Below are 11228 nucleotides of genomic sequence, written 5' to 3' on the forward strand. Positions count from 1 at the left end.
CGGGTACGGGTCGCGGGGCCGCTCAGAGAATCGGTGGGCGGCCGAGCCGGGTCATGCGCCACACCGTGCGCCACTGCATCGCCGCGCGCGGCCCGCAGGGCTCGCGCATGCCCTCGGTGAAGCCGCCCCACCACGCCCGCGCGCCGGGCAGGGAGCGGATGCGGGCCATGGTGAGCAGGATCCAGACGCCGAGGTAGACCGGGATCAGCGGCAGGGGGAGACGGCGGCGGGCCAGCCAGACCCGGTTCCGGGCTGTGAAGCGGTAGTGGACCGCGTGCCGCGCCGGGGCCGTCGCCGGGTGTTGCAGGACGAGCGCGGGTTCGTACAGGATCTTCCAGCCCGCGTCGAGCGCACGCCAGGCCAGGTCGGACTCCTCGTGTCCGAAGAAGAACTCGGCCGCCCACAGGCCGGTTTCCCGGAGCATCGGCATCGAGAAGGCGTGCCCGCCGCCGAGGAACGCGGTCACCGGCCCGCGCCGCATCGGATCGTCGGAGCGCAGCCGGGGCACCCAGCGTCGTTCGGTGTGCCCGTGCTCGTCCGCCACCCGGAATCCGACGATGCCGAGGCGCGGGTCCGACGCGAACAGCTCCCGCACCGTCCGGAACACGTCCGGGTCGATGAGCAGGCCGTCGTCGTCCAGCTCGATGACGACGTCCACCTCGCCCGAGTCGCGTAGCATCTCCAGGCCGACGTTGCGGCCTCCGGGGCACCCGAGGTTCTCGTCGAGGGGGATCTTGGTGACGTTCTGCGCCGCGTCCACATAGCAGAGCGGCGTCGCGTTGCCGACCAGTACCACGCGGGCCGCCGGCACGTCCTGCTTCTCGACCGAGGCGAGCAGGGCCGCCAGCTCCCGTGGGCGCGTGCCCATGGTCACGATGACAACTCCGATACGGGGCAACGGCATCGCGGCGAACTCCAGGGGTCGGGGAGTGCCGATGTTAGCGCCGCGAGCACCCCGCACCGGGAGTTGGGGGCGCCCCGTGGAAGAGGCGCCCCCGTCGGGCGACCGCTACGCCGACGCCTCCGCGTCCGCCGCCCGCGCCCGCAGCGCGCGCTCGATGCCCGCTCGGGATTCCGAGATCAGGCGGCGCAGGGACGCGTTCGGCTCGGCCGAGGCGAGCCAGGTGTCCGTGGCGTCCAGGGTTTCCTGGGAGACCAGGAGGGCCGGGTACAGGCCCACCGCGATCTGCTGGGCGATCTCGTGGGAGCGGGACTCCCACACGCCCTTGACCGCCGAGAAGAACTTCTCGGAGTAGGGGGCGAGCAGCTCGCGCTGGTCGGTCTGGACGAAGCCGCCGATCACCGCTTCCTGCACCGCGTTGGGCAGGGTGTCGCCCTCGACGACCGATTCCCACGCCTCGGCCTTGGCCTCCGGCGTCGGGCGCGCGGCCTTCGCGGTCGCCGCGTGGCGCTCGCCCGCGGCCGTCTTGTCGAGCTCCAGCTCCGCCGCGATCTCGGCCTCGTCGAAGACGCCGGTCGCCGCGAGGCGCTGCACGAACGCCCAGCGCAGCTCGGTGTCCACGGCCAGGCCCTCGATGACCTCCGCGCCCGTCAACAGGGCCTGGAGCAGGTCGAGTTGCTGAGGCGTACGGGCCGTCGCGGCGAAGGCGCGGGCCCAGGCCAGCTGGTGGTCGCTGCCCGGCTCGGCGGTGCGCAGGTGCGCGAGCGTCGCGTCCGTCCACTGGGTCAGGCCCGCGTCGCGCCACTCGGGCGCCGCGTACAGGTCGATGGCCAGCTTCACCTGGCGGTGCAGGGACTGCACCACGCCGATGTCGGACTCCTTGGTGATGCCCGAGAGGACCAGCGCCAGGTAGTCGCGCGTGGCCAGCTCGCCGTCGCGGGTCATGTCCCACGCGGAGGCCCACGACAGGGCGCGCGGCAGGGACTCCGCGAAGTCGCCCAGGTGCTCGGTGACGACCCGCAGGGACTCCTCGTCCAGGCGGACCTTCGCGTAGGAGAGGTCGTCGTCGTTGAGCAGCACGACCGCCGGCCGGCGGGTGCCCGCGGGCAGCTCGACCTCGGTGCGGGCCGCGGCCTCGATGTCCAGCTCGATCCGGTTCGTACGGACCAGCTTGCCCGCGCCGTCCAGGTCGTAGAAGCCGATCGCGATGCGGTGCGGGCGAAGAGTCGGCTCGCCCTTGGCGCCGGCCGGCAGGGCCGGGGCCTCCTGGAGGACGGTGAACGAGGTGATGGCCCCCGCCTCGTCCGTCACGATCTCGGGGCGCAGGATGTTGATGCCGGCCGTCTCCAGCCAGGCCCGGGACCATGTCTTCAGGTCACGGCCGCTGGTCTTCTCCAGCGCGCCGAGCAGGTCGGACAGGCGGGTGTTGCCGAACGCGTGCGCCTTGAAGTAGGCCTGCACGCCCTGGAAGAACTCGTCGATGCCGACGTAGGCGACGAGCTGCTTGAGCACCGAGGCGCCCTTGGCGTACGTGATGCCGTCGAAGTTGACCAGGACGTCGTCCAGGTCACGGATGTCCGCCATGATCGGGTGCGTCGAGGGAAGCTGGTCCTGGCGGTAGGCCCAGGTCTTCATCGAGTTGGCGAACGTGGTCCACGCGTGCGGCCAGCGCGAGCCCTCGGCGTACGCCTGGCAGGCGATCGAGGTGTAGGTGGCGAACGACTCGTTCAGCCACAGGTCGTTCCACCACTCCATCGTCACCAGGTCGCCGAACCACATGTGGGCGAGCTCGTGCAGGATGGTCTCGGCGCGCATCTCGTAGGCGGCGTCCGTCACCTTCGAGCGGAACACGTACTGGTCGCGGATGGTGACCGCGCCCGCGTTCTCCATCGCGCCGGCGTTGAACTCCGGCACGAAGAGCTGGTCGTACTTGGCGAACGGGTAGGCGAAGTCGAACTTCTCCTGGAACCAGTCGAAGCCCTGCCGGGTCACCGCGAAGATGTCGTCCGCGTCGAGGAACTCGGCGAGCGAGGGGCGGCAGTAGATGCCCAGCGGCACCGACTGCCCGTTCGGGCCCTCGTACGAGGAGTGCACCGAGTGGTACGGGCCCACGATCAGCGCGGTGATGTACGAGGAGATGCGCGGCGTCGGCTCGAAGACCCAGACGTCGTCCTCGGGCTCCGGCGACGGCGAGTTGGAGATGACCGTCCAGCCGGTCGGCGCCTTCACGGTGAACTGGAAGGTGGCCTTCAGATCCGGCTGCTCGAAGGAGGCGAAGACGCGGCGCGCGTCCGGGACCTCGAACTGCGTGTACAGGTAGGCCTGTTGGTCCACCGGGTCCACGAAGCGGTGCAGGCCCTCACCGGTGTTGGTGTAGGCGCAGTCGGCGACGACCCGCAGCTCGTTGCGGCCCGCCTCAAGGCCCGCGAGGGCGATCCGGCTGTCCTGGAACACGGCCGCCGCGTCCAGCGCGGTGCCGTTCAGGACGACCTCGTGCACGGTCGGCGCGACCAGGTCGATGAAGGTCTCCGCCCCGGCCTCGGCGGAATCGAAGCGCACGGTGGTCGCGGACCGGTAGGTGCCGCCCTCCTGCGCGCCGCTCAGATCCAGCTCGATCTCGTACGAGTCAACGGTGAGCAGGGCTGCCCGCCGCTGCGCCTCTTCGCGGGTCAGATTCGTGCCAGGCACCCGGTCATCTCCTTGGTAAGTGACGTTTCCGGTCATCCTTCCATGCGGTGGCGCGTGCATGCGGTGGCATAGCGGGCCGCCCCTGGGTAGCATCACGGGTATGAAGATCAGTGTGAGCCTTCCGCAGGAGGATGTCGCTTTCGTCGACGAGTACGCCACGAGAACCGAGGCCGACTCGCGGTCCGCCGTGATACACGCCGCCATCGAGCTCCTGCGCGCCGCACAGCTGGAGGCGGAGTACACCGAGGCCTTCGAGGAGTGGGACGCGAGCGGGGAAGCGGCGCTCTGGGAGCGCACGGCGGGGGACGGGATCGTCGATGAGACGTGGTGACATCTTCATGGTCGACCTCGAACCGGCGCGCGGCAGCGAGGCGAGCAGGATCAGACCGGCCGTCGTGGTCTCCAACGACGGCGCCAACCAGTCGGTCGAGCGCAACGGCCGTGGCGTGGTAACCGTGGTCCCGTTGACCTCGAACACCAACCGGGTGCTCACGTTCCAGGTATTTCTGAGCGCCGACGAGACACGGCTGCCCAAGGATTCCAAAGCCCAGTGCGAGCAGGTGCGCGCGGTCGCTCCTGAGCGGGTCCTGCAGCGGGTCGGCACCGTTCCCCGCCAGCGCATGGCCGAGATCGACGTCGCGCTCCGGCGTCACCTGGCCCTCTGAAACACGCGGCCTCCGCCGGCCCCTGGACGGACCGGCGGAGGCCGCGTGCGCGACTACTGGCCCTTCAGCTCGGCCGCCACCAGCTCCGCGATCTGGACCGCGTTCAGTGCGGCGCCCTTGCGGAGGTTGTCGTTGGAGAGGAAGAGCGCGAGACCGTTCTCGACGGTCTCGTCGTTGCGGATGCGGCCCACGTACGACGCGTCCTTGCCCGCGGCCTGGAGCGGCGTCGGGATCTCGGAGAGCTCGACGCCGGGCGCGTCCTTGAGCAGCTCGTACGCGCGCTCCACGCTGATCGGCCGCGCGAAGCGGGCGTTGACCTGGAGCGAGTGGCCGGAGAAGACCGGCACACGGACACAGGTGCCGGACACCTTGAGCTCCGGGATCTCCAGGATCTTGCGGGACTCGTTGCGGAGCTTCTGCTCCTCGTCCGTCTCGAAGGAGCCGTCGTCGACGATGCTGCCGGCGAGCGGGAGCACGTTGAAGGCGATGGGCCGCTTGTAGACGGCGGGCTCGGGGAATTCGACCGCGTCGCCGTCGAAGGTCAGCCGGTCGGCCTCGGCGACGACCTTCTGCGCCTGGCCGTACAGCTCGGCCACGCCCGCCAGACCCGAGCCGGAGACGGCCTGGTAGGTGGTGGCGACCAGAGCGGTGAGCCCGGCCTCGTCGTGCAGCGGGCGCAGCACCGGCATCGCGGCCATCGTCGTGCAGTTCGGGTTGGCGATGATGCCCTTGGGGCGGTTCTTCACCGCGTGCGGGTTGACCTCGGAGACCACCAGGGGGACCTCGGGGTGACCGCGCCACGCGGAGGAGTTGTCGATCACGACGGGGCCCTGCGAGGCGACCTTCTCGGCCAGCGCGCGCGAGGTGGCGCCGCCCGCCGAGAACAGCACGATGTCCAGGCCCGAGTAGTCGGCGGTGGAGGCGTCCTCGACCGTCACGCCGTCCAGGACCGTGCCCGCGGAGCGCGCGGAGGCGAACAGGCGCAGCTCGTCGACCGGGAAGTCCCGCTCGACGAGGATCTTGCGCATGACTGAGCCGACCTGCCCGGTGGCTCCGACGATTCCGACCCTCACGGTGACTCCTTTGATGCTCACGTGCAGCTCACGTGGTCTTTGTACGACTCCGGCGCACCCATGATGCGTCGGCGCCCGGCGGACTTGTCCAATCCATTGTCCGGGGTGTGGGACATCTGCCCACTTGTGACAAGTCCATGGCATCCGTGTTGCATCCGCCCCGAAATGCCCCACACGGTCGTTTTCGCTGGTTACGGTCCTGGCAAGCCGGTCGATCATCGGCGACACCGCACCGCATTTCGGAGGATTTCCCGTGCCCGTATCCCGTCGTAGCAGGGCCATAGCCGCCCTCGCAGCCGCCCCGGTGCTCCTGTCCCTGGCGACGCCCGCCGTCGCCCGCGGGGCGCACGACCAGCCCGACCGGCACGACCAGCGCCTGGCCGGGAAGCTGGCCGGGAAGCTGGTCGGGGAGGCGTCCGGGGAGAGCGCCTACCGTCATCTGGAGGCCTTCCAGAAGATCGCCGACGCCAACGGCGGCAACCGCGCCGCGGGCACCCCGGGCTACGACGCCTCGGCGGCCTATGTGTACGGGCAGCTCAAGCAGGCCGGGTACGACGTCTCGTACCAGGACTTCACCTTCTACGAGTCGAAGACCCTGCGCCAGAAGCTGACCGTGGGCGGGCGCCAACTGCCCACCGCCGCCTACAAGTTCAGCAGGTCGACCCCGACCGGCGGGCTCACCGCCCAGCTGAAGGCCGCCCGCGTCGACGACACCCCGGGCTGCTCGCTCGACGACTACGCCTCGGACACCTTCACCGGGAAGATCGCGCTGGTGAAGCGCGGCAGCTGCACCTTCCAGGAGAAGGAGGCCGTCGCCGCGAAGGCGGGCGCGGCCGGCGTCATCGTCTACAACCACTCCGGGACCGACCCGGTGCAGGGCACCGTCGAATCGCCGGACAACGCCCACATCCCGGCTGCCGGGATCAGCCTGGCCGACGGCGAGGCGCTGGCCGGGCAGCTGGCCAAGGGCCCGGTCGAGGTCACCCTGGACGTGGCCACCGAGAACGTCGCCAAGAAGACCCGCAATGTGATCGCCGAGACCCGTACCGGCGACCCGGACAGCGTGGTCGCGCTCGGCAGCCACCTCGACTCGGTGCCCGCCGGGCCCGGCATCAACGACAACGGCTCGGGCTCGGCCGGCCTGCTCGAAGTCGCCCTCAAGCTCGCCAAGGAGACCAAGCAGACCCGCAAGCATCCCAAGCAGTTCCCCAACAAGGTCCGGTTCGCCTGGTGGTCGGGTGAGGAGCTCGGCCTGCTCGGCTCGGAGCACTACGTCAAGAACCTCACCGAGCGGCAGCAGAAGCAGATCAAGCTCTATCTGAACTTCGACATGATCGCCTCGCCGAACGCGGCCCAGCTCGTCTACGACGGGGACGACTCCGACAAGAAGGGCGCCGGCCCCGGCCCCGAGGGCTCGGCGCAGATCGAGGGCCTCATCAACGGCTACCTCGACAAGCGGCACGTCCAGCACGAGGGCTACGACTTCGACGGCCGCTCCGACTACGGCCCCTTCATCGCGGTCGGCATCCCGGCCGGCGGCACCTACACCGGCGCCGAGGAGATCAAGACGCCCGCGCAGGCCAAGAAGTGGGGCGGGAAGGCCGGGGAGGCCTTCGACCCCAACTACCATGCCGCGGGCGACACGTTGAAGAACATCGACAAGAAGTACTTCGACCTCAACATCGACGTCATCGCCCAGGCGGTCGGCACGTACGCCTACGACCTGAGCTCGCTGAAGCACTGAACCGACGCGGGCGGCGGACAGGAAAGGCGGGGCGGGTGCTCGTGATGAGCGCCCGCCCCGCCGCCGTTCCAGCGTGGTGCTACTGCGTGACCTTCCCGATGAGCACGCTGCCGCTGCCCGCCGCGGTGCCGCGCTCGTTCACCAGCTGCACGGTGCCGAAGAACTGGCGTCCCTCGGGAGCCGCGCCCGCCACGACGACGTCCGCCGCCACCTGCGCGGAGGCGCCGGCCGCCAGCTTGACGGTCTTGTCCGCGTCGACCTTCACGGTGCCGAGCGAGGGCGCGAAGTACACGTCCTTGTAGGCGTACGTGGTCGATCCGGCCGGGACCGCGTAGCCCGCGACCTGGATCGTGTAGGTGCCCGCGGCCGGCTTGACCAGGCTGACGGACTCGTTGGCGCTGCTCGTCGTCGACTGGGCGACGGCCTTGCCGCTGGCGTCGAAGACGTACAGGTCGAGGTCGGCGCCCGCGTCCGAGGTGTTGCCGATGGAGACGTCCAGGTGCTCGACGCCCGCGCCGATGGTGACCGTGCTGGTCTGCGTCTCACCGGCCTTGATGGTGCCGGTGGCGACCTTCGCGGAGCCGAGCGAGCCGCCCTGGAGCCTGCCCTCGATGCCGGCGAAGTTGTTGGTCACCTTCCACTGCACGGGGGCCGGGGTGCCGATCTTCGCCTCGGGCACCGTCTGGGTGGCCGGGTCGAAGGTGACACCGAGCACCGAGGCGTCCAGCTTGAAGGAGTTGTCCAGGTACGGCGACGTACGACGGGCCTCGACCTCGATCTCCCAGACACCGGCCTGCGGCTTCGCGTACGAACGCAGGTCGGGGCGGCAGGTGTTGGCCGGGTTGTCGTAGTTCGGGTAGCAGTTCGGCGTTCCCGTCGGGTCCACGGCCACACCGTAGGGGTGGATCGAGATGAAGCGGGTCTGGCTGCCCGAGCGCAGCGCGCTCATGCGGACTTCCAGGTTCTGCGCGCCCGCCGGGACGGTCACGAAGTACGACTTGGTCGAGTTGCGCTGGATCGTCGAGGACGCCGAGAAGGTGTACCCGGGGCCCGCGATCGGGGTCGCGACGATCACCGTGGCCATGATCTGCTGGTCGACGCCGACCGTCTTGGGGTCGTCGACCTGGAGGATCGCGCTGTGCACGCCGGCGGACTTCGGCTGCGCCTGCACCTTGACGGTGACGGGCTTGCCGAGCGGCAGGCTCACCTCCTTGTCGCCGAGCACCTTGAACGTGCCGTCGTCGTTCTTCAGCGACAGCTTGTGCTTGACGTTCTTGTCCGGGCCCGTGGTGCGGGTGACCGTGACGTCGTACGTCGTCTTCTGCCCGGCCTTCAGACCGCTCTCGCGGTCGTAGATGCCGGTGCCGACGTTCGGGGTCTTCAGGGCGGAGCCCAGCGCGCTGGAGACCGGCGCGGTGACCGTGTACTCATGCGCGGGGGCGTGCTTCTTCGCGGTCTCCTTGATCGCGTCCCAGGCGCCCACGATGTTGATGAGACCGGCGCCCTCGGCGTAGGACTGGGTGCCCTTGATGTGCTTGGCGGTCGAGGTCAGCGCGGTGCGCAGATCGGCCGGCGGCAGGTCGATGCCCTGCTGCTTGGCGGCCGAGATGAGCAGCGCCGAGGCGCCGGCGGCCTGCGGGGAGGCCATCGAGGTGCCCTGGAGCATCGAGTAGCCGGCCGGCAGGCTGTAGCCCGCCTCCTTGACCTGGCTGCCGGGCAGCCAGGTCTGGGTGGAGTTGATGGCCGCGCCCGGGGCGCTCAGGGTCGGCGTGAAGCCGCCGTCCTCACGCGGGCCGCGCGAGGAGAACGGCATCATCTGGTAGTCCGTGGAGACACCGGAGCCGTAGTTGGCGGCCCAGGTCTCCTTGGAGATGCTCGCGCCGACGGAGATGACGTGGTCGGCGAGGCCGGGGTCGCCGATGGTGTTGACGCCCGGACCGTCGTTGCCGGCCGAGATGACCAGCTGGACGCCGTAGGTGTCGATGAGGCGCTTGTAGAGCGCGGCACGCGCGTTGTTGCCGTCGTTGAGCGCCGGCAGGCCGCCGATCGACATGTTCACGATGTCGACGTGGCGGTTGGTGACGAGGTCGATCATGCCCTCGGTCAGCGCGATGTTGGTGCAGCCGCCGTCCCAGTTGCAGGCGCGCGAGGAGACGATCTTCGCGCCGGGCGCGGCACCGCTCATCTTGCCGCCGAACAGGCCGTTCGCGGAGGTGATGCCCGCGACGTGGGTGCCGTGCTCGGACTCGATGACGCCGATGTTGACGTAGTCCGAGGTGTGCCCGGCCGCGTCGTAGACGACGTTCTTGCGGATCTCCACGGTGAACGGCACCCGCTCGACGACATCGGTCGCCGGGTTGTCGGTACCGAAGTAGCCGACCTGGTAGCCGTCCTTGTACGGCTTCATCGGGGCGTCGTCCGAGAAGTCGTTGTTGTTGTTCAGGTCCACCCGGACCGTGCCGGCGACCGGGTCGTAGAGCACGCCCCAGGTGTCGGTGGTGTCGCCGTCGCGGTTCAGGTCGCCGGCCGCGTCGCCGCCCTTGGTGACCTTCTCGGCGAAGGTGGAGAAGTCGTAGGAGCCCTCCGGGGCCTTCCACGTCCGGCCGCCCGCGGTGAACGTCGGCCCGGATACCGCGGTGTTGGCGCGCAGCCAGGTGCCGTCGTTGTCCTGCACCGGGTCGGTCGAGGTGACCCAGTCGACGATCTTGCGCTCGCCGGTGGTGGTCTTCTGGAGCGCCGGGTGACCGAGGTCGACGCCGGAGTCCAGGATGCCGATGGTGACCCCGCGGCCGTCCGCCTTGGGGTGCTGCTTCACGAAGTCGACCGCACCCGTCTCGAAGTTCGGGTTGTACGGGTTCTTCGCGGGGGTGTTCTTGTCCGGGGCCGGGTAGCTGCTTGAGGTGCGCAGCTGCTTGGCGGACTTCGTGGTGTCGCCCGACGGGGTCGGGTCGTCCAGCTGAATGTCCTGCTTGAGGTCGATGCCGTCCACCGAGGGCAGCTTCGCGGCGGCCTTCAGGGCGGCCTCGGCCTTGGCCGTCGGCAGGGTCGCGCGGACGTAGCCGAGCTTGTCGTCGCGCTTGCCCACGGTCGCCCCCGCGACCGCGTGCAGCTGCTCGGTGACGTCGGACGTGGCACCCGGGGCGGTGGCCACCATGACGGTGACGCTCTTCTCGCCCTTGGCCTGTGCCTCGGCGAGACGCTGCTCGTCGGCCTTGCCGAGCTTGTCCTCGGCGGTCTTGGCCGGAGCGGTCTTCACCGATGGTGCGCTCGTCGGGCCGTCGCCGCCGGTGGTGGCGAAGGCCGGGGCTGCGCCCGCCGTGACGAGCGCGGCCACCAGGCCGGCCGCCGCCGCTATTCGGGCCGTGCGTCTCGCCCCGGGTATGGGGCGCGGGGATTCAGTGGTCATTCAGCATCCCTGTGATGTGGGTAAAGGTCCGGAATCGTGAACGGTTCGAAATTCGGTACCGGATGACCGCTGAGCATTGCGTATATGACTGTTGTTTGTGGAGAGTTGACCGTTACGTGATGTGAACATGGCGCATTCCCGCCAGGGTGCCGGATCCGCCAGGCCGATCGGGCCCGGTTCTTCCCAGGGAGCGGCGCCCGCGCACGCCGACCCGTAATCTCACCAAATGAACACGGAGTTGCGGGTGGCGGCCTACGCCGTATGCGTACGGGAAACCGGCGGCGTCCGGGAGATCCTGCTGGCGCGCTGGGTGGCCCGGGACGGCACCAAGCGGTGGACGCTGCCGGGCGGCGGCATGGACCACGGCGAGGATCCCCTCGACACCGTGGTGCGCGAACTCGACGAGGAGACCGGCTACGCGGTCGAACCGGTCCGGCTGCTCGGCATCGACTCCATCAACCGGCGCTATCCGCGCAAGCTCGGCCGGTTCGCGGACTTCCAGGGGCTGCGCATCGTCTACGAGGGCCGGGTCACCGGCGGCGAGCTGCGCCACGAGACCAACGGCTCCACCGACCTGGCCGCCTGGCACCGCCTGGACGCGGTGAGTGATCTGGAACGGGTCGAACTCGTCGACGTGGGAATCGAGTTGTGGCGCGCCCGGCCCGCGACCGGCAAGGCGCAGCGGGCGCATCCGGCCGCCGACTGAGCCGTCCGAGCCGGTCCCGGGGGCCTACTTTCTTCCGGCCGCGGG

At 69.8% G+C, this 11228-nt stretch carries 8 protein-coding genes; 4 read left to right on the forward strand and 4 right to left on the reverse strand.

Going from position 1 to position 11228, the window contains the following annotated elements; genetic code table 11:
• Nucleotides 1-22 precede the first annotated feature (22 nt).
• Nucleotides 23-904, reverse strand: a complete 882-nt coding sequence (locus tag CG740_RS36785; RefSeq protein ID WP_100579673.1) for a glycosyltransferase family 2 protein — start codon at nt 902-904, stop codon at nt 23-25.
• Nucleotides 905-1009: 105 nt separating this feature from the next.
• The gene (pepN, locus tag CG740_RS36790) at nt 1010-3589 is read right to left on the reverse strand and encodes an aminopeptidase N (protein ID WP_100579674.1); all 2580 of its coding nucleotides are present in this window, start codon (nt 3587-3589) and stop codon (nt 1010-1012) included.
• A 100-nt stretch (nt 3590-3689) separates the two neighbouring features.
• Here pepN and CG740_RS36795 point away from each other — a divergent pair, with 100 nt between their 5' ends.
• Together CG740_RS36795 and CG740_RS36800 are read left to right on the forward strand one after the other, a co-directional pair.
• Nucleotides 3690-3920, forward strand: coding sequence for a ribbon-helix-helix domain-containing protein (locus tag CG740_RS36795; RefSeq protein ID WP_100579715.1), 231 nt, complete (start codon nt 3690-3692; stop codon nt 3918-3920).
• The gene (locus tag CG740_RS36800) at nt 3907-4254 is read left to right on the forward strand and encodes a type II toxin-antitoxin system PemK/MazF family toxin (protein ID WP_100579675.1); all 348 of its coding nucleotides are present in this window, start codon (nt 3907-3909) and stop codon (nt 4252-4254) included. The genes CG740_RS36795 and CG740_RS36800 overlap by 14 nt, the downstream gene beginning before the upstream one ends.
• Nucleotides 4255-4307: 53 nt before the next feature.
• On the opposite strand, the gene CG740_RS36805 is transcribed toward CG740_RS36800, so the two are convergent.
• Nucleotides 4308-5327 (reverse strand): aspartate-semialdehyde dehydrogenase, encoded by a 1020-nt coding sequence (locus CG740_RS36805; protein WP_100579676.1) that lies wholly within the window; start codon nt 5325-5327, stop codon nt 4308-4310.
• 253 nt (nt 5328-5580) lie between these two features.
• Here CG740_RS36805 and CG740_RS36810 point away from each other — a divergent pair, with 253 nt between their 5' ends.
• Nucleotides 5581-7071 carry a M28 family metallopeptidase gene (locus CG740_RS36810; RefSeq protein ID WP_100579677.1) on the forward strand — a complete coding sequence of 497 codons (1491 nt, stop codon included), beginning with the start codon at nt 5581-5583 and terminating at the stop codon, nt 7069-7071.
• A gap of 79 nt (nt 7072-7150) precedes the next feature.
• On the opposite strand, the gene CG740_RS36815 is transcribed toward CG740_RS36810, so the two are convergent.
• A complete protein-coding gene (locus tag CG740_RS36815; protein WP_100579678.1) occupies nt 7151-10477 on the reverse strand; it encodes a S8 family serine peptidase in 3327 nt (1108 codons plus the stop codon).
• A gap of 226 nt (nt 10478-10703) precedes the next feature.
• On the opposite strand from CG740_RS36815, the gene CG740_RS36820 reads away from it, so the two are divergent.
• Nucleotides 10704-11183, forward strand: a complete 480-nt coding sequence (locus tag CG740_RS36820; protein WP_100579679.1) for an NUDIX hydrolase — start codon at nt 10704-10706, stop codon at nt 11181-11183.
• The last annotated feature ends 45 nt before the right edge of the window (nt 11184-11228 follow it).

Origin of the sequence: Streptomyces sp. CB01201 (assembly GCF_002803085.1) — a bacterium.
Classification (GTDB): Bacteria; Actinomycetota; Actinomycetes; order Streptomycetales; family Streptomycetaceae; genus Streptomyces; species Streptomyces hundungensis.

Coding starts and splice junctions, on each gene's coding strand:
- CG740_RS36795 (WP_100579715.1), top strand. CDS start 3,690: ATGAAGATCAGTGTGAGCCTTCCGCAGGAGGATGTCGCTTTCGTCGAC.
- CG740_RS36820 (WP_100579679.1), top strand. CDS start 10,704: ATGAACACGGAGTTGCGGGTGGCGGCCTACGCCGTATGCGTACGGGAA.
- CG740_RS36815 (WP_100579678.1), bottom strand. CDS start 10,477: ATGACCACTGAATCCCCGCGCCCCATACCCGGGGCGAGACGCACGGCC.
- CG740_RS36785 (WP_100579673.1), bottom strand. CDS start 904: ATGCCGTTGCCCCGTATCGGAGTTGTCATCGTGACCATGGGCACGCGC.
- CG740_RS36800 (WP_100579675.1), top strand. CDS start 3,907: ATGAGACGTGGTGACATCTTCATGGTCGACCTCGAACCGGCGCGCGGC.